Source organism: Sphingobacterium sp. MYb382 (assembly GCF_037572665.1).
Classification (GTDB): domain Bacteria; phylum Bacteroidota; class Bacteroidia; order Sphingobacteriales; family Sphingobacteriaceae; genus Sphingobacterium.
Genome location: NZ_JBBGZT010000029.1, coordinates 165,521 through 183,425, shown reverse-complemented (window position 1 = coordinate 183,425; position 17,905 = coordinate 165,521). Strand labels below are relative to the sequence as shown.

General features: G+C 40.9%; 16 protein-coding genes. 8 read left to right on the top strand and 8 right to left on the bottom strand.

The features are described from left to right. Window positions 1–349 precede the first annotated feature (349 nt). The 7 genes from WH223_RS18540 to WH223_RS18510 all read left to right on the top strand — a co-directional run bounded on the left by WH223_RS18540 (window position 350) and on the right by WH223_RS18510 (window position 6,873). Window positions 350–1,627, top strand: coding sequence for an ammonium transporter (locus WH223_RS18540; RefSeq protein WP_340049355.1), 1,278 nt, complete (start codon window positions 350–352; stop codon window positions 1,625–1,627). Window positions 1,628–1,826: 199 nt separating this feature from the next. Continuing rightward, window positions 1,827–3,617 carry a translation elongation factor 4 gene (gene lepA / locus WH223_RS18535; protein WP_340049354.1) on the top strand — a complete coding sequence of 597 codons (1,791 nt, stop codon included), beginning with the start codon at window positions 1,827–1,829 and terminating at the stop codon, window positions 3,615–3,617. A 41-nt stretch (window positions 3,618–3,658) separates the two neighbouring features. Further along, window positions 3,659–4,546, top strand: coding sequence for a bifunctional 5,10-methylenetetrahydrofolate dehydrogenase/5,10-methenyltetrahydrofolate cyclohydrolase (locus tag WH223_RS18530; RefSeq protein WP_340049353.1), 888 nt, complete (start codon window positions 3,659–3,661; stop codon window positions 4,544–4,546). A gap of 285 nt (window positions 4,547–4,831) precedes the next feature. Continuing rightward, window positions 4,832–5,335, top strand: coding sequence for a hypothetical protein (locus tag WH223_RS18525; RefSeq protein WP_340049352.1), 504 nt, complete (start codon window positions 4,832–4,834; stop codon window positions 5,333–5,335). A gap of 72 nt (window positions 5,336–5,407) precedes the next feature. After that, the gene (locus WH223_RS18520) at window positions 5,408–5,860 is read left to right on the top strand and encodes a hypothetical protein (RefSeq protein ID WP_340049351.1); all 453 of its coding nucleotides are present in this window, start codon (window positions 5,408–5,410) and stop codon (window positions 5,858–5,860) included. Between the two features lie 92 nt (window positions 5,861–5,952). After that, window positions 5,953–6,444 carry a BON domain-containing protein gene (locus WH223_RS18515; RefSeq protein ID WP_340049350.1) on the top strand — a complete coding sequence of 164 codons (492 nt, stop codon included), beginning with the start codon at window positions 5,953–5,955 and terminating at the stop codon, window positions 6,442–6,444. Between the two features lie 6 nt (window positions 6,445–6,450). After that, window positions 6,451–6,873: an SH3 domain-containing protein gene (locus WH223_RS18510; protein WP_340049349.1), complete on the top strand. Its 423-nt coding sequence runs from the start codon at window positions 6,451–6,453 to the stop codon at window positions 6,871–6,873. A gap of 85 nt (window positions 6,874–6,958) precedes the next feature. Here the strand turns inward: WH223_RS18510 and WH223_RS18505 are convergent, their stop codons facing one another. Both WH223_RS18505 and WH223_RS18500 read right to left on the bottom strand, forming a co-directional pair. Continuing rightward, window positions 6,959–7,792: an MBL fold metallo-hydrolase gene (locus WH223_RS18505; RefSeq protein WP_340049348.1), complete on the bottom strand. Its 834-nt coding sequence runs from the start codon at window positions 7,790–7,792 to the stop codon at window positions 6,959–6,961. Continuing rightward, window positions 7,789–8,664 carry a LysR family transcriptional regulator gene (locus tag WH223_RS18500; protein WP_340049347.1) on the bottom strand — a complete coding sequence of 292 codons (876 nt, stop codon included), beginning with the start codon at window positions 8,662–8,664 and terminating at the stop codon, window positions 7,789–7,791. The genes WH223_RS18505 and WH223_RS18500 overlap by 4 nt, the downstream gene beginning before the upstream one ends. 82 nt (window positions 8,665–8,746) lie before the next feature. On the opposite strand from WH223_RS18500, the gene WH223_RS18495 reads away from it, so the two are divergent. Continuing rightward, window positions 8,747–9,457 carry a class I SAM-dependent methyltransferase gene (locus WH223_RS18495; protein WP_340049346.1) on the top strand — a complete coding sequence of 237 codons (711 nt, stop codon included), beginning with the start codon at window positions 8,747–8,749 and terminating at the stop codon, window positions 9,455–9,457. A gap of 69 nt (window positions 9,458–9,526) precedes the next feature. Here WH223_RS18495 and WH223_RS18490 read toward each other — a convergent pair whose 3' ends face one another. From WH223_RS18490 to WH223_RS18465, 6 genes are all read right to left on the bottom strand, one after another. Next, window positions 9,527–12,700 carry an efflux RND transporter permease subunit gene (locus tag WH223_RS18490; protein WP_340049345.1) on the bottom strand — a complete coding sequence of 1,058 codons (3,174 nt, stop codon included), beginning with the start codon at window positions 12,698–12,700 and terminating at the stop codon, window positions 9,527–9,529. Window positions 12,701–12,731: 31 nt separating this feature from the next. After that, window positions 12,732–13,889: an efflux RND transporter periplasmic adaptor subunit gene (locus WH223_RS18485; protein WP_340049344.1), complete on the bottom strand. Its 1,158-nt coding sequence runs from the start codon at window positions 13,887–13,889 to the stop codon at window positions 12,732–12,734. A 38-nt stretch (window positions 13,890–13,927) separates the two neighbouring features. Beyond that, window positions 13,928–15,262: a TolC family protein gene (locus tag WH223_RS18480; RefSeq protein WP_340049343.1), complete on the bottom strand. Its 1,335-nt coding sequence runs from the start codon at window positions 15,260–15,262 to the stop codon at window positions 13,928–13,930. A gap of 1 nt (window position 15,263) precedes the next feature. Next, window positions 15,264–15,917, bottom strand: a complete 654-nt coding sequence (locus WH223_RS18475) for a TetR/AcrR family transcriptional regulator (RefSeq protein WP_340049342.1) — start codon at window positions 15,915–15,917, stop codon at window positions 15,264–15,266. 301 nt (window positions 15,918–16,218) lie between these two features. Then, window positions 16,219–16,776 (bottom strand): TlpA family protein disulfide reductase, encoded by a 558-nt coding sequence (locus tag WH223_RS18470; RefSeq protein WP_340049341.1) that lies wholly within the window; start codon window positions 16,774–16,776, stop codon window positions 16,219–16,221. Window positions 16,777–16,794: 18 nt separating this feature from the next. Further along, window positions 16,795–17,898 (bottom strand): efflux RND transporter periplasmic adaptor subunit, encoded by a 1,104-nt coding sequence (locus WH223_RS18465; protein ID WP_340049340.1) that lies wholly within the window; start codon window positions 17,896–17,898, stop codon window positions 16,795–16,797. Window positions 17,899–17,905 lie beyond the last annotated feature (7 nt).

The window sequence follows — 17,905 nt, the reverse complement described above, 5'->3', positions numbered from 1 at the left end:
GTGGATGCTTGTTTTTATTGTTTTTCGGTAATGGATGTGGCTTTTTTACCGTATTAACGGATTAGGTAGGGTATATTTTAGTTTATGTATAGTTTTTGTAGTTTGTTTTTTGCTATAATTAATCTTTTTGGTTCTTGTATTTAGTTTTGTTGTTGTTTTTTAGTGTTTGTTTTGGTTTTGTGTGTATTATTTGGCTTTGTATTTCTTTTATTTTTAATTTATTTGTTGTTTTTGTGAAATTTTAATGATTTTTTGTTGTTTTTATTGTTGATATGTTATAATATTGTATTGTTAAATAAGTTAAAATATGTCCTCGTATCAAAAAAAATCAATCATCCCCTTTTTAATCATGTCTCTTATTGTTGTTTTGGCGTTTTTCAATCCGTCATTGCCTTTGAAAGAGCATAATTTCGAATATAATGCTGCCGATGTAGCTTGGATGTTGTCTTCAACGGCCTTAGTTTTAATAATGACACCAGGATTGGCTTTTTTTTATGGGGGTATGGTGAAAAAGAAGAATGTTATTTCCACGATGCTGCAAAGTTTCGTCTGTATGGCTGTTGTTGCGGTACTTTGGGTGGTGTTTGGCTTTAGTTTAGTGTTTGGAGATTCCGTAGGAGGTATCATTGGTTCGCCAAAAAGCTTTTTTATGTTTAATGGGGTGATGGATCATGCGCCTTGGGCGGGTGCGCCGACTATTCCTTTTGTGTTGTTCGCTATGTATCAGCTGAAATTTGCAATTATCACACCGGCATTAATTACTGGTGCCTTTGCGGAGCGTATTCGGTTTACTTCGTATATATTATTTATCTGTTTATTTTTTGTGTTTATCTACACGCCATTGGCACATGCCACTTGGCATCCCGATGGCATCCTTTTTAAAATGGGGGTTCTAGACTTTGCTGGCGGTACGGTGGTGCACATGTCGGCAGGATTGACAGCATTGGCTTCAGCGATTTACTTGAAGCAAGGTAAACAATTTAAGACGCACGAGCCTGCGCGCGTTACCTATGTTTTACTAGGTACAGGCCTTTTATGGTTTGGTTGGTTTGGCTTTAATGCGGGTTCAGCCTTTGGTGCTAATGCTTTAGCGGCAACGGCTATGGCGACCACAACGGCAGCATCAGGAGCCGCCGCTGTAATGTATATACTTTTTGAAGCAGCACGAGGTAAAAAGCCATCGGCGATGGGTACCTGTATAGGCGTCGTGGTTGGTTTGGTCGCTATTACACCTGCGGCTGGGTTTGTTACCATTCCGCATGCTATTGTTATCGGAGCTGTAGCGGCTGTTGCTTGTTGTTTATTAATTGAATGGCGTACAAAATCAAATATCGATGATACATTAGATGTTTTTCCAAGTCATGGAGTAGGAGGTATGATTGGTATGTTGTTGACAGGGGTGTTCGCGCATGCTGCTATAAATCCAGCGGTAGAGAGCAATGGATTGTATTACGGGGAGTATAGTCTGTTTTTGGCCCACCTACTTGGTTTGATAGGTGCCAGTATTTTTATTTTACTAATGGCCTTTTTGCTTTTAAAAATTACCGACTGGATAACCCCTTTACGTGTGGATGAAGCTGAGGAGGAGTTGGGGCTTGATCTCTCTCAGCATGGTGAGAAGTTGTAAAAAAGGGGGAAACCTTTCTACTGTGAGAAAGTCGTCTGGAAAGACGGCTTTCTTGCATTGAGGAGGTTCTACTTTTTTAAGGAGCACTCTTGTTCCTGCGGTCTCCTTAAAATCTTTTGCACAGGGCAACAAATAGTTCCCTGAAATCTGCGTTAAAAAAATTATATTTGCAAATTAGAATTATTGGATAACAACCTGTATGAAGCATATACGTAATTTTTGTATCATCGCACATATTGACCATGGTAAAAGTACCCTGGCTGATAGATTATTAGAGTATACAAACACCATTTCGAAACGAGAAGCGCAAGCGCAATTGTTGGACAACATGGATTTGGAAAGAGAAAGAGGGATTACCATAAAATCGCATGCTATCCAAATGGAGTATACCCAAGATGGACAAACGTATATCTTGAACTTAATTGATACACCAGGGCACGTTGACTTTTCTTATGAAGTGTCACGTTCCATTGCTGCCTGTGAAGGTGCTTTGTTGATTGTTGATGCCTCTCAAGGTATTCAAGCGCAAACCATCTCCAATTTATACTTGGCCTTGGAGCATGACTTAGAAATCATCCCTATTTTGAATAAAATGGACCTTCCTGGCGCTATGCCGGAGGAGGTGAAAGATCAAATTGTTGAATTAATAGGTGGTAAACGTGAAGATATCATCCCTGCATCTGGTAAAACAGGTCTTGGAATTCCTGATATCCTGCGTGCTATTGTGGCGCGTGTTCCAGCACCTGTTGGTGACCCTGAAGGACCTTTGCAGGCCTTAATTTTTGACTCTGTATTCAACTCTTTCCGTGGTATCATGGCTTACTTTAAAGTTGAAAATGGTGAAATCCGTAAAGGCGATAAAGTTAAGTTCGTAGCAACAGGTAAAGAATATTTTGCCGATGAAATCGGTACATTGAAGCTAAACCAAGTCGCTAAAGATGTTATTAAAACAGGCGATGTAGGTTATATCATCTCTGGTATTAAGGAAGCTCGCGAAGTGAAAGTAGGTGATACCATCACGCAGCGTGACCGTCCTTGTACAGAGGCTATCAACGGTTTCGAAGAGGTGAAGCCTATGGTATTCGCGGGTATTTATCCGGTAGATACCGAGGATTACGAGGAATTACGTGAGTCTATGCACCGTTTGCAGCTTAATGACGCTTCTTTGGTATTCGAACCAGAGTCGTCGGCAGCCGTAGGCTTTGGTTTCCGTTGTGGTTTCTTAGGAATGCTACACATGGAGATCATTCAGGAACGTCTGGAACGTGAATTCAACATGACCGTTATAACAACGGTTCCCAATGTTTCTTACAAAGCTTTCTTAACGAAAGATAAAGAAGAAATTGCGGTACACAACCCTTCAGATTTACCTGATCCAAGTAAATTGGATGCTATTGAAGAACCATATATTAAAGCTAATATCATCACGAAATCGGAGTTTGTTGGTCCTGTTATGTCACTATGTATTCAGAAACGTGGTGCTATTATCAACCAAAACTATTTGACTTCGGATCGTGTGGAGTTGGTTTTTGAGATGCCAATGGGCGAGATTGTATTTGATTTCTATGATAAATTAAAAACAATCTCTAAAGGATATGCATCCTTTGACTACCATCAAATAGGTTACAGACAGTCTGATTTGGTGAAATTGGATATCCGTTTGAACGATGAGCCTGTCGATGCCCTTTCTTCCTTAATTCACCGCAGTAATGCGTATGATTTTGGAAAGAAAATATGTGAAAAATTGAAAGAGCTTTTACCAAGACAACAATTTGAAATCCGTATTCAGGCTTCTATCGGTGCTAAGATTATTGCGCGTGAGACCATTTCCGCGTTACGTAAAGATGTAACGGCGAAATGTTACGGTGGTGATATTTCTCGTAAACGTAAGCTCCTTGAAAAACAGAAAAAAGGAAAAAAACGTATGCGTCAAGTTGGAAACGTAGAAATTCCACAATCTGCATTTATGGCGGTATTAAAGTTAGATTAATCCTTTTTATTAAAGAATATACTTACTACTCAACACTAAACATGAATTTATTAGATGGAAAGCTGGTATCAGCGAAGATAAAAGAAGACATCAAGCAAGAAGCAGCTGCTTTTACGGCAGAAACAGGACGTAAGCCTCATTTGGTCGCTATTTTAGTGGGCAATGATGGTGGTAGCGAAACCTATGTAGCTAGTAAAATGCGCAACTGTGAGCTTGTCGGCTTTGAATCAACGAATATACGCTATGATGTAACCATCAGCGAAGCAGAATTGATTGCTAAGATTCAAGAAATCAACGCTGATCCTACCATTGATGGATTAATTGTACAGTTACCACTTCCAAAGCATATTAACCCGGATACGATTACGGAAGCTATTGACTACCGTAAAGATGTGGATGGTTTTCACCCTATTAATTTAGGACGTATGCAGCGTAACTTACCTTGCTTTATTCCGGCTACGCCGTATGGTATTCTATTGATGTTGGATCATTATGGTATCGATACAGCAGGCAAAAAGGCTGTTGTTGTTGGCCGTAGTAACATCGTTGGTTCGCCAATGAGCATTCTTTTGGCGCGCAACACCAATCCAGGAAACTGCACGGTAACCTTGACCCACAGCCGTACACACAATTTGCAAGAAGAAGTGCTGCAAGGCGATATCGTTGTTGCTGCTATCGGGAAGAAGAACTTCGTTACAGCAGATATGGTGAAACCAGGTGCTATTGTGATTGATGTAGGTATTAATAGAGAAGATTCGCCAGCTACTAAATCGGGCTTTAAGCTTTATGGTGATGTTGACTTTGAGGCTGTTTCTCAGAAGGCTTCATGGATCACTCCTGTACCGGGAGGCGTAGGCTTGATGACTATTGTCGGCTTATTGAAAAATACATTAGAAGCAGCAAAAGGAACAATCTACGGGCGTTCGTAAGCATTACGCTCCTTATAAAATACAAAAGCGAGGAAATTTTCCTCGCTTTTTTTGTGCCCTATAGTCTGTTTTTGCTGACTAAGCGTCTACTTTTTTGGTCGGAATTTTAAAACTCACCTTTTTAAAGTCGATGGGTATAAAAAATAGTAGTTTGGTAAGATTATTGTTACAGCTATTCGGAGAGCCTTGAAAAAGGTTGTTTTTTACGTTATGAGGAGGGGTAGAGAACAAATTTTATCGTTAAAAAATTAACTACATTAGAATTACCTTAAACACATACTTAAAATGAGAAAAATTGCATTAGTAGCGTTTACGGCCTTCACTTTGTTGGCTTGTACAAACAACGCAAAAACAGAAAAAACAGAAGTAGCAACAGATGAGCATGCTGGTCATGACCACGCAACTGCGGAGGATCACGCTGGAGCTGCCGTTGACCATGGTGTCGCTGCTGCTGAAGCTGCCGCAACTAAAGCTAAAGCTGATTTAGATGCTGCCGCAAAAAAGGGTGATAAAAAAGCACAAGAAGAAGCACAGAAAGCCCTAGATGAGGCTAATTCCGCATTGGATAAAGCAAAAGTAGCCATTAAAGAGGCTGGCGAAAAAGTAGAGCACGGCGTTGATAAAGCAATTGATGCAACAAAAGATGCGGCTAAATCTACAGGTAATGCCTTAGACCATGCAGCGGAGAAAACTGCGGAGAAAGCTAAAGAAGTTGGTGAAAAAGCCAAAGAATTGAGCGAAGGGGCTAAAGATAAAGCCAAAGATTTAAAAGAATCCTTGAAAAAATAGGTTTATTTTTGCAATATTGTAGGAAAGCGCCATGCGAATAGTTTGGCGCTTTTTTTTGCTCAAAAAATCATTATGCAAGATATCAAAGAAAAGCTGAAGGACTATTGTACTACGCACACAGAACAGCGTATACAAGAGATTGTGTTGGGGATGGATCAAGCACAGGAATCGCTCGTTAGCGATACCAAAAGTAGTGCGGGAGATAAGTATGAGACATCCAGAGAGATGATTCAACAAGATTTAACACGCTACCAGGGGCAGCTATTGCAGGCTAAGAACGATTTGAATGCGTTGCAGCAGCTGAGCCTTAAGCAAGAGGTGCCACATATCGTCGTGGGTTCTTTAATTATAAATGATCGTGCTCGCTATTTTATTGCCATTAGTTTGGGGAGAGTGCCTATTGATGGTACTGATTTCATGGTTATTTCAGTTAGTTCACCGATTGGTCAATTGTTCAAGGGGAAAGTCGTTGGTGATTCCATTAATTTTAATGGTGCCGCCCAGCAGATTTTGTCTATCGTTTAGTTTTAATTTTAGCAATTCTTAAAACAATTTCTTTCTATCTCTTGTTAAGCTCATAAATAGTTCTCTAACACGTTAAGAATAAATAAATTTTTATGAGCATAAGAAATAGAATTTTAGTTTTGGCTGTAGCAGGAGCTATGGCCTTAAGCATGAACGCTTGTAAGTCCAAGATTTCAGACGCCGATTTGAAGGCTAAGGTTGAATCGGTAACCGCTTCACATCCCCATGTGACGGCGAGCGTTAAAGATAGGGTTGTTACACTTTCTGGAACGGTAGCCTCTGAAGAGGAAAAAACTGCCTTAGCAGAAGCGGTGAAAGGTGTCGATTCGAAGCAAATTCAATCGATCGTAAACGACGTTACTATTGAAAAGCCTGTTGTTATTGAGGTTAATACGAACGATGCTGATTTAGTACAAAAGGTAACCGATGCTGTTAAAGATTATCCTACCGTTAAAGCTGATGTTAAGGATGGTGTAATCACGGTTACTGGTACTTTGGAGCAAAGTCGTATTCAGCCGTTAAAAATCGCTTTGGATGCCTTAAATCCTAAAAAAGTAGATCTTAAAGGTATAACTATTAAATAACAAGCTATGGCATTACAAGATAAATATAAAGTGTTGCTGGATACAGCAGGGGCTTCTGGTATACCCGATTTGCAATATGTAGAGCAAGATGGTGTTTTACAAATTAGAGGAACGGCGCCAAATGCAGATGTAAAGAACAAGCTATGGGATATTTATAATCAGATAGATCCTAATTTTTTGTCGGGCGATGTGGTTATGAATATTGATGTTTCCTCGGCTATTGCTGGTAGTGAGGTTCGTGTTATAACGCAAGATGGAAATCTTAATGTTAGAAAAGGACCAGGAACAGATCAGCCGATAGTTGGTAAAGTAGCTAAAGGAGAGGTTATTACCCTTTTAAGTCGTGCAAATAGCCAATGGTGGTTGGTACGCTTGAAAAATGGGGAAGAAGGATATTGCTATGCGCAGTACCTTGAGCCTATTGGTTAGCGCATGGCGCTTAACCCTCCAATTTGACTGCTAAGCGGTAAATTATACTTTTTTACGAGAGAAAGCTAGGGGAAAACCTAGCTTTCTATATTTCATCCAATCGGAATACATCTTTCACACGGATTCCTTTTTCTGTACGTTGCAATGTGCAGCATGCATTTTCAGGGTCATGCTCTAAAAAGAGGATGTATTCATTGTCTACAATTTCTTCCCAATAAGACTGTCTTTCGTCCATTGTCGTTAACGGCCTCACATCATAACTCATCACGTAAGGGATGGGAATATGGCCAACAGAAGGAAGCAAATCTGCCATATACAATAGCGTCTTTCCTTTGTATTGTACCTGCGGAAGCATCATGGCTTCGGTATGCCCATATGCATAGCGTACATCGACTTTATCGGCATAGGGCGTTCCTTCTTTTATAAATTGCAATTGGCCACTTTCCTGAATAGGCATGATGTTCTCTTTTAGGAAAGATGCCTTCTCGCGCGGGTTCGGGTTTGTGGCCCAGTTCCAGTGTTGTTCATTACTCCAGTAATGTGCATTTTTAAAGGCTGGTACTAATTTCTCACCTTCTCTTTTAATCGCACCACCACAATGGTCAAAATGTAGATGAGTCAAAAATATATCCGTGATATCATCGCGGTGAAAACCTTTAGCATGTAACGATTTATCCAGCGTATCGTCTCCATGTAGGAAATAATGGCTAAAGAATTTATCATCTTGCTTGTCGCCGATACCAGTATCAACTAAAGTAAGACGCTTACCATCTTCGATTAAAAGAAGTCTGTTGGCCCATGTGCATAGGTTGCGCTCGTCGGCAGGGTTTGTTCGTTGCCATATCGATTTAGGAACTACGCCAAACATGGAGCCTCCATCAAGTTTAAAAAATCCCGTATCTATGCTGTGTAGTTTCATCCTTTGAAGTTTTTTATAATCAATTTACGCAAGTTATCTAAGGCCTGGTCCATACCTTCTTGGCGATAAGCCAAGAGGGTGGTCGTGTTGATATCTTTGTTTTTCAAATCTAAATATTTTATAGCTAAGTGTTGGTATTGTTCCTTTACAGATTGTGGGACAATACTGATGCCAATGTTGAGATGTACGAGTTCAAGTATAGACGAAATGGTGTTACACTCGTGCCTGATTGTGGGCGAGAAGCCCAGTGCAGCACAAAAGGATAGTGCATTGCTATGGTAGATAGGTGCATCGTCAGCATTGTAGGTGATGAAGGCCTTATCTTGGAGGGCCGACAAGTTATCCGGTAGCTCAAAATCGGCCGAGTAGGCCATACAGAAAGACTCTTGATAGAGCTTTTCAAGCAGGATGTGTGGGCTGTGGATAGGGGCACGCACGATAGCTAAATCTAGTTGACCATTTTGTAGCGCTTCAATTTGGCGCTCTGTGGAGAGCTCAAACAGCTTACTCTGTACATGCGGGAAATCCTGCTGCATATCTTGGATAAATAAACCTAGCTTAAGCTTATCTACGGCACTGATATAACCAATCTTTACTTCGCCAGCAATAGACCTTCCAATATCGAAGGTACGGGTTTTAATGACGGCTATCTGATCGATGAGTGTTTGGCCTGCATCTTGCAGGTATTGTCCAGCAGGAGTAAGGCTGACTCTCTTGTGCTCGCGTAAGAATAAAACTGCCCCTAGCTCGTGTTCCAATTGTTTTATTTGTCGACTTAAAGGAGGCTGTGAGATAAACAGTCTTTTTGCCGCGCGACCAAAATGAAGTTCTTCAGCTAGCACTAAGAAATAATGGAGATGGCGTATTTCCATACTTAAAAGGTATTGATATATGCTAAATATAGTATTTTTAAGGTATTGTTAAAGCCTTTATTTTTACTAAAAAATAGAAGAGATGAAATCAACATTAGCAGAAATTGAAGCGCGTTTTGATAACGATGTAATCCGTTTTTCCAATTTAGAAACGGGGCAACAAACGACTTTGGATGCCGCTTTTAATATGGACCTTATGACAAGTGCCATTGCGAAGCATTATCCCCATAAGACAATCAGAGTGTTGGATATCGGCTGCGGCGCAGGTAACTACGTGCTCAAGCTCTTGCAGAAAAAGAAGGAGCTAGATTTGACGCTATCAGATTTAAGTCAGCCAATGTTGGACAAAGCGCTGGAGCGCGTAAAAGAGGTGCATGATGGTTCTATACGTTTGAAAAAAGGAGATTTTAGAAATTTGAGTGCAACGGAAGGTACCTACGATGTAATTATCGCAACAGCCGTTTTACACCACTTACGTGATGATGCTGATTGGGAGGGTAGCTTCAAAAATCTATATGATTTATTGAATCCTGGTGGAAGCATTTGGATTTTTGACTTGATACAACAGCAGACGCCGACTTTACAAACTCTCGTATATGAAGAGTTGTATGGGGACTATTTGGTAGGCTTAAAGGATGCGGAATATCGGGATGCCGTATTTACGTATATCGAGAAAGAGGACTCGCCGAGAAGTTTGATGTATCAGTTGAATTTATTGACAAAAGTAGGGTTTAGTCAAGTTGATATTCTCCATAAGAATTTATGTTTTGCCTCTTATGTAGGGTTGAAATAGAGTCGGCGCATTAAGCATAAAAAAAGAGGGATTTTTCAATCCCTCTTTTTTTATGTGTTACTTAGCTGCTTAGTGAGCTGTTAAGTTTTTAGCTTTTTCTTCATCAAAATTAGCTTCTAATTCTGCTAATTTTTTCTTTCCATAAGCCATTTTCGTGATCACGTAGAACAATACTGGGATAATAAAGATACCCATTAAAGTTGCTGCAAGCATACCACCAAATACGGTCCATCCAATTGTTTGACGAGAGAATGCACCAGCTCCTGTCGATAGCATCAAAGGAATAATACCTAAGATGAATGCGAAGGAAGTCATAATAATTGGTCGTAAACGAAGTTTTACAGCGTCTAGTGTCGCATCCATCAATGGCATACCGATATCTACACGTTCTTTGGCAAACTCTACAATCAGAATCGCATTCTTCGCGGCAAGACCAATAATAGTGATCAAACCAATCTGCGCATAGATGTTGTTATCCAACGTTGGGATAAACAATAGCGTCAAGATGGCACCGAAGATACCGATAGGAACGGATAGTAAGATAGAGAATGGTACCGACCAGCTTTCGTATAACGACGCTAATAGTAAGAATACAAAGACAATACATAATGCGAAGATCATTACCGTCATGTTTCCGGATTGTTTCTCTTGTAGCGATAGACCAGAGAAATCGTAACCATAGCCTCTAGGCAATGTCTGTGCAGCTACTTCCTCTAATGCTTTCAAAGCATCACCCGAACTGTAACCAGGAGCAGCAGAACCACTAACCTCAATACTACGGAAGATGTTGTAGTGGTTGATGATGGAAGGGTTTTGTACCAATTCCCAGTTTACTAATCCCGCTAGTGGTACCGAAGCGCCATTTACATTTTTAGTATATAGCTTATTGATGTCTTCAATATTCATACGGAACTCTTGATCCGCTTGTGTTACCACGCGGAAGTTACGCCCGTAGCGTGTGAAGTCATTGATATAGGCAGAACCTAAGTACGCAGAGATTGTTGTATAAATAGATGATAGCGGAACGCCCATTTTCTTCGCTTGCTCACGGTTTACCGATAGTTTGAAGTTCGGTGAGTTCGAGCTGAAAAGGGTATAGGCCATACCAATCTCAGGGCGCGCATTTGCGGCTGCTAAGAACTTACCAATAACACCTTCAAATTCTTTGATATCAACGGTCTCATGATCCTGAATCTGTAGCGAGAAACCACCGGAAGTACCCAAGCCTGGAATTGCTGGAGGTGTAACGGCTAATACACGCGCTTTGTCGAACGCACGATATTTACCCATGATAGCGCCCGTAATCTGTGCTGATGTACGTTTACGCTCATGCCATGGCTTCAAAGAGATGAAAAGTGTCGCTGCATTGGATTTGAATGATCTGTTCAAGATGTTAATACCCGAAATCAACGTTACGTGTTCAATCTCTGGGAAATCTGCACGGAATTCTCTTTCCAACTGATTTAATACCGCTTCTGTTCGTGCTGCTGATGCTCCTTCTGGTAAACTAACACCGGCAAAGAAAGCACCATTATCTTCTGTAGGTATAAAACCTGTAGGCTTCGTTTTAAACATAAAGCCGGTACCTACTAAAATACAGATTAGAATAATAATAGCTAAAGGTGCTTTGCGAATAACATTACGCACACCAATAGAATACTTATGTGTTACACGCTCAAACCAACGGTTGAATAAGAAGAAAAATTTATTCAATCCACGTGCGTCTTTATTTACCGATGTAGGCTTTAATAATAGCGAACATAAGGCTGGCGTTAGGGACAGCGCAATGAAGGCCGAAATCATTACCGAAACGGCAATGGTTATGGCGAACTGTTGATACAACTGACCTACCATCCCTGGAATGAAACCTACCGGAACGAATACCGCAGATAAGATTAACGCAATAGCAATAACCGGAGCGGTGATATCTTTCATCGCACGCATGGTCGCTTCGCGCGCACTCATCTGGTAGTGGTCAATATAATGCTGGACGGCCTCCACCACAACGATGGCATCATCCACCACGATACCGATGGCAAGTACGAAGGCTAATAAAGTTAAGTTGTTGATCGAGAAACCAAATAGAGTAAAGAATATAAATGTACCCACAATGGAAACTGGAATAGCTAATACTGGAATCAACGTTGCACGCCACGACTGTAAGAAGAAGAATACAACCAAGGTTACCAAGAATAAGGCTTCAACTAACGTGTGGATAACAGACTCAATAGAAGCGTTAACAACAGAAATAGTCTCGTAACCTACAACATAGTCAACGTCATCAGGGAAGGATTTCTTTAAGAGCGCTAAAGCTTTATAAATACCATCTGCTGTTTCTACAGCGTTACCACCTGGTGTTTGTGCTACCATCATACCTGTAGAGCGAATACCATCGGTTTTAGTCGTTAACGAGTAGCTAAATTGTCCGAGTTCAACACGGGCTACATCTTTTAAGAAAACGATAGAACCATCATTAGGGTTCGACTTGATGATGATATCTTCAAAATCTTGAACGCTAGAAAGATCCGAGTCTGTAATAACAGGATATTCGAAAACCTGTGAGTTGTACTGCGGTGGGGCACCAACAGAACCACCAGGCATACGTAAGTTTTGCTCATTAATAGCTGTTGATACGTCGGCAGGCGTTAGGTTTAACGCCGTCAATTTGTTAGCATCTAGCCATATACGCATAGAGAATGGTTGACCGAAGGTCGTTACATCCCCCACACCTTTAACACGCATAATCGCATCTTTGATGTATAAATTGGCGTAGTTGGCCAAGAATTTATCATCACGTGTTCCTTTCGGTGAAGTTAAGGATACCAACATCAAGATATCTGTATTCGCCTTACGCGTAGTCACCCCTAAACGGCGAACTGCCTCCGGAAGTGAGGGCTCAGCGATACCTACACGGTTTTGTACATCCAGTGTTGCGACATCGATGTCTGTGCCTACTTCAAAGGTTACAGTGATAGCTGATTGTCCGTTTGACGTACTATTGGACGACATATACATCATCCCTGGCGTACCGTTAATCTGACTCTCAATAGGCGTGGTTACCGTTTGTTCAACGGTCTGTGCATCGGCTCCCGTATAGTTGGCCGTAACGGTAACTGTAGGTGGAGCAATCGATGGATATTGACTGATAGGCAGCGTCATAATCGAAATCGTACCAATGATCATGATTAAGATCGAGATAACGATTGCGGTGATGGGCCTTTTTATAAAAACTTCTGATATCATATTCTAATTTTTCTAATCACAGTGATAGCCTCTATTTTTTCGGTGCAGCGGCAGCAGCTGGTGCTGGAGCTGCATTTTCTACAACTTTAGCGCCTGTTTTTACGTTCATAATTCCTTCGACAACAATTTTCTCACCTATGTTAAGGCCTTTGTTTACGACGATTTTATCACCGATTTTAGTGCCTAATTCCACAGGTCGTTGTTCTGCTCTGCTACTGTCATTCACAACATACACGTTGTAAACACCCAACTGATCTTGAACCGCTTTGAAAGGAATAATCATTTGTTCTACAGTAGAGTTGCTCGTCACATTCATCGTTACATTCATACCTGCACGTAAGATATTCTGTGCGTTATTGAAGGTAGCACGAACGCTGATCGTTCCTGTAGAAGAACTAACAGCACGGTCAATAAGCGATATACGACCTTGTCCTGCATAAGATGTACCATCAGGCAATGCTACAGTAATCTCCGTTGATGAACGGCCCGATTGGTATGCGGAGAACTCAGCGATTTCTTTTTCTGAAATTTGGAATTCTACCGCTACAGGGTCAATAGAACTTAGCGTATTTAAAAGCGTTGTTCCAGGGCTTACTAAAGCACCATTACGTACTTGCGAGATACCTAAAACACCACTGTATGGCGCACGGATAGTGGAGCGCTGTAAGTTTGTTTGTGCCGTTACTAAAGCCGCTTGTGCTGCTTGTACTTGCGAACGTTGTGTGCTAACATCGGTTAGCGCATTGTCTAACGTTTGCTTTGCAATCGCGTCTTTGTCTGCCAAAGTTTGGTAACGTGCTAAATCTTTTTCTACACGTTGAAGGGTAGACTTAGCGATCTCTACACTAGCTTTAGCTTGATCTACAGCTGCTTGGTAGCGGATGCGGTCAACTTCATAAAGCGCTTGACCTTTGGATACTGACGCTCCATCGCTCACAAAAATATTAGTAATATATCCGCTTACCTCTGCGCGGATTTCGGTTTCTTGAAGCGGAACTACGCTAGCCGGGTAGCTTTTCAAACCAGCTACAATTTCTTGGCTTACTGTTCCAAAAGAAACAGGAATAGCCATTTCACCTTGCGCTGCTGCACCGGCAGCCTGTTGCTTTGAACCGTCTTTAGATCCACAAGACTGCCAAACCAGTGCTGAACCTAAAACTAATGCTGAAAATAAATACTTCTTATTCATGTTTCTCGTATATTTCTAAAGGGTAATCAGGGTTGTTATTAATTCGTTGTATTTACAGAGCCTAGTGCTTTTTGAATATCTAGCTTACTCGATAAAACAGCATATAGTGCATTCAGATAGTTTAATTGACTTGTCTTTAAGTCGGTCTCTGCGGTCATCAGCTCTAGGTATGTTTTCACACCTGCATCATATTGCAATTTGATGGTATTATAAACCTCTTCGGATAGCTGCATATTCTCTTTTGAGTTGCGCCATTCATTCATATTGGCACGGTAGCTCGCCATAGCTCCTGCATATTCCGTGCTAATTTTATTCTCTAGGTTTTTAAGATCCCAAGCTATTCTTTCTTCTTGCAATTCAGACTTACGAATCTCTTGGATACGTTTCGTTCCGGTGAAGATTGGTAAGCTTAACGAAAGACCGACAACGGAGCTCGGGATGTTATCGTTATAAAGTTTTCCAAAGCTGTCATTACGGTAGTTCAATGCATAGTTAGCGTATGCACCTAATTTTGGTAGAAAGTTCCACTTCTGATACTGTGTGTTTAGCTTTTGAATATCTTTTAATGTTTGTGTCTGTTTAAATTCAACACGATTAGCGAAGTTCAAAATTTCTGTTGTATCGAGAAGGATATTCTGCTCTAAGGTTTGATTAGCAAAAGAAAGACTCAAGCCCTCTTTGGTATTCATGCCTAAAAGCATCTTTAAATAATCATATTTGTAATCGCGGCTTTCTTTTGTTGATTTCAACTGTGCAAAAGCATTGTTTAATGAAATTTGTGCACGTTTAGCATCAATCTTGTCGACTAAACCCACCTCATAACGGGAGCTAGCCTCCATTTGTTGACGCTTCAAACGGATAATATTCTCGTTGATAATCTTTAGTGATTCTTCCGAAGTTAAAATGTCGTAGTAAGCTTTACTCACATCGACAACGGTATTAATACGTACGCTCTCGATGTTCAAGTCGTTTTGTTGACGTACGAATTTAGCCGCTCGTGATGCTTGGAATAGCTGTGGACTGATAATCGCTTGGTCGGCTTGGAAAGTTAATGCAGAAGTATTACGCTGTCCTAAAGGAATGTTTGCTCCATTGATAAACATGGTAGGCAATTGCATACTGTGTACGATATTCCCTGTCGCGTTGATTTGTGGAAGCCATCCTGATAGGGCAGAGGCAATCTCACGCTCGCCTATAGCTTTGTCAATATCGGCCTGCTTGACTTCTATTTTATTGTGCAAGGCATAGTCGATCAGCTCACTTAGGGTGACATCTCCAATTAATTTTCCTGCCTGATTATTGCTTTGCGCCTGTGCAGAGCCCATAAAGCAAGAAGCTATACATAAAAGTAAGGTAGCTCTCTTGAATTTCATATTATTGATTTTTAATACCATTCCAAATGATTTCGATAAGATCATCGCGATCTTGATCCGTTATTTTACAAAATTGATTAAACTTATAATGTTTAATGATAGAGGTGGCAGGTCCTATAAAAATAGATACCAACGTGAAAAAATTGACATCTCTAATGATTCCTGCATCAATACCTTCTTTAAAGAACAAGCGCATGCGGTCAACACCATAGTAACTAGGGTCTTTACGTTGCTGCATAAGTTCATAATACGGAGAAGAGTAAAACTGTTCTATAAATCTGAAAATTTCTTTATTCTCCACGTAATAGTGAACTAAGCGTTTCCAAACCGATGCAAAGCGCTCTTTGTAGCTCGCTTCTTCATCAAACTGAAAAATGTGCTCATTTGTTTTCTCTCGACAGTATTTAAATAGCTCTAAAATTAATTCGTCCTTGGAGGTGAAGTAATGGTAGATGGTGCCTGTTGCCACATTTGCTTGCAAAGCAATTTGGCTCATAGGCGTTCCATGGAAGCCATATTCATGAATAAGTTTTAATGTACTTAGGAAAATAGCTTCTTTTTTTTGACTGGTCGCTATTTCCGGAGTCGGCGGGCTGGCCTTTTTTTTCGTTTCGACGAAGTCAATTTCTTCGTCTTTAATCTCTTTAGTAAGCAATGTAGTTAGTTTTTATTTAGTAACTGAACGTTCATTCGGTAGCAAATGTATGAAAATAACTAGAGAGAATATGTCAAAAGTTTGTTATAAAAATTTGTCGCTACAACCTTATGGGTATTTCAAAGATTCTTGTTTCGGTGGCTATGTTAAATCTTTGTTAAGTTTTGCTTAGGGTGTTGAAAAGTATAGGTAAGCACTGTATATTTGTATCATCATAATTTAGGTTTATAATTGGTTAGTTAAAGGTTTCCATTCTCCCCGACTGGAAACCTTTTTTTATGCACTAAACTTTGTTTTTGGCCTACTCGGCCAATAAATCTTTCACCGCGGCTATTATTTTGGGATTTGTATAATCACGACCACCCTCGGCGCGAACAACAATTTCTCCCTTTTTATCAATGATTACCGTTGTCGGAATAGAAGAACCCAGCAGGGTTGCTGGAATTTGACTCGCCGGAACATGAACGGGTAGATCTAATTTTTCCTTCGCCATAAATTTTGTCGATTTCTTGATATTGTTGTCTACATCAACCATTAGGAACACCAAGTCTTTATCATCTTTAAAGGTTTTCTTTAAGGACGCGATGGAGGGCATTTCTGCGATACATGGCGGACACCAAGTAGCCCAGAAATTTATAAATACCACTTTACCTTTTAGGTCGGATAGCTTAATGGTGTTCCCTTGTTCATCTTTAACCATAAAGACCTCTTCCTGGGGCTGGTCCTCCAGAATGGCGAGTTCTTGTTTTTTATCCCCTGCAGGGGAATTATTTTTTTCACTATGCGCTTGGGTGCAAGCACTGATGGTTAACCCTAAGCAGCATAATCCGATGCTGATACCTTTAAACGTTGTTTTCATGTTTCTATCTTTTGTTCGTTATTCGTTGTTGTTTAATTTTCCTTCTTTTATTTCTTCTGATGCTTTACGTAGAATCTGCATATCCTTTTGCACATTGCCGAATACTTCGACAAGGCTGTCTAGCTGAATGCCTTCTCGAATAGGAATGCGCTGTAAGCTTTGATCTTCTAGCTGCATAATGAAGTTGCCTGAGGGTGCGCGCACCACACTCGATAAGGGAACCCAAAAGGAGCCTGTTTTACGCTTCAGCTGTAGATTCACTTGTGCATACTCACCTCCTTGTAGTTTATACTGACTATTGTTGACGTCAAATTCCAAGGTCAATGAGCGATGGTCTCTATCTATACCTCCAGCACTTCTCGATAGTTTTGCGGTGAAGGTTTCGCCGGGAAGAGAACTTACGGTGAAGCTTGCCGCTAAGTCGTCAGGAATGGAGGCTGCATGCTTCTCGGGAATGGATAGCGTTAACCGTAGCTTATGGTCTTGGCGGATATGAAAGAGTGCCATATTGGAACCTCCGGGACCTACTAAGGCGCCCACTGATACATTACGCTGGCTGATGCGCCCCTCAAAGGGAGCGACAATCTGTAGGTACTGCTGCATCTGTGCACTGCGGCCTGTTCCTGCTTTGGAAGCCTCATAAGCCGACTTTGCTCGTAAAAGAAGGCTTTGTGCACGCTCTAGTTCAATGGGCGATACTGCACCTTCGGTGGCTGATGCCTCCTTTAGTCGTGCATAGGCCTGCTCCGCAAAGCGGTAGTCGCTGTGCATCTTCTCTTGTGCCGCTTTATCAGCTACATATTGCTGCCCCATCTCCGGTGCTTCTAATACCGCCAATAGCTGATTTTTATGCACGTAGGCTCCACGGTCTACGTGCAGCTTTTGTACAAAACCATTGACCTTCGCATACACTTGCACCTCTTCGTAGGGTTTCAATTCTCCAGGCAGCGAAAGTGTATAGCTAGGTTGCATCCAACGTATGCTGTCTGTCGCTAAAGTGGGTGTTTGTTTTGTTTCTTGAACAATCTTTTTCTCCTCTTTTGGACTTCCGCAGGCCATAAGTAAATTTAAGGTGCTGAATCCTAAGAAAGAATAGATCAGGCTATATTTTATATTTTTCATGTCTTGT

Bases quoted from the DNA above. Each gene is read 5' to 3' on its own strand.
- WH223_RS18540 (WP_340049355.1), top strand. From the start codon at position 350: ATGTCTCTTATTGTTGTTTTGGCGTTTTTCAATCCGTCATTGCCTTTG.
- lepA (WP_340049354.1), top strand. From the start codon at position 1,827: ATGAAGCATATACGTAATTTTTGTATCATCGCACATATTGACCATGGT.
- WH223_RS18530 (WP_340049353.1), top strand. From the start codon at position 3,659: ATGAATTTATTAGATGGAAAGCTGGTATCAGCGAAGATAAAAGAAGAC.
- WH223_RS18525 (WP_340049352.1), top strand. From the start codon at position 4,832: ATGAGAAAAATTGCATTAGTAGCGTTTACGGCCTTCACTTTGTTGGCT.
- WH223_RS18520 (WP_340049351.1), top strand. From the start codon at position 5,408: ATGCAAGATATCAAAGAAAAGCTGAAGGACTATTGTACTACGCACACA.
- WH223_RS18515 (WP_340049350.1), top strand. From the start codon at position 5,953: ATGAGCATAAGAAATAGAATTTTAGTTTTGGCTGTAGCAGGAGCTATG.
- WH223_RS18510 (WP_340049349.1), top strand. From the start codon at position 6,451: ATGGCATTACAAGATAAATATAAAGTGTTGCTGGATACAGCAGGGGCT.
- WH223_RS18505 (WP_340049348.1), bottom strand. From the start codon at position 7,792: ATGAAACTACACAGCATAGATACGGGATTTTTTAAACTTGATGGAGGC.
- WH223_RS18500 (WP_340049347.1), bottom strand. From the start codon at position 8,664: ATGGAAATACGCCATCTCCATTATTTCTTAGTGCTAGCTGAAGAACTT.
- WH223_RS18495 (WP_340049346.1), top strand. From the start codon at position 8,747: ATGAAATCAACATTAGCAGAAATTGAAGCGCGTTTTGATAACGATGTA.
- WH223_RS18490 (WP_340049345.1), bottom strand. From the start codon at position 12,700: ATGATATCAGAAGTTTTTATAAAAAGGCCCATCACCGCAATCGTTATC.
- WH223_RS18485 (WP_340049344.1), bottom strand. From the start codon at position 13,889: ATGAATAAGAAGTATTTATTTTCAGCATTAGTTTTAGGTTCAGCACTG.
- WH223_RS18480 (WP_340049343.1), bottom strand. From the start codon at position 15,262: ATGAAATTCAAGAGAGCTACCTTACTTTTATGTATAGCTTCTTGCTTT.
- WH223_RS18470 (WP_340049341.1), bottom strand. From the start codon at position 16,776: ATGAAAACAACGTTTAAAGGTATCAGCATCGGATTATGCTGCTTAGGG.
- WH223_RS18465 (WP_340049340.1), bottom strand. From the start codon at position 17,898: ATGAAAAATATAAAATATAGCCTGATCTATTCTTTCTTAGGATTCAGC.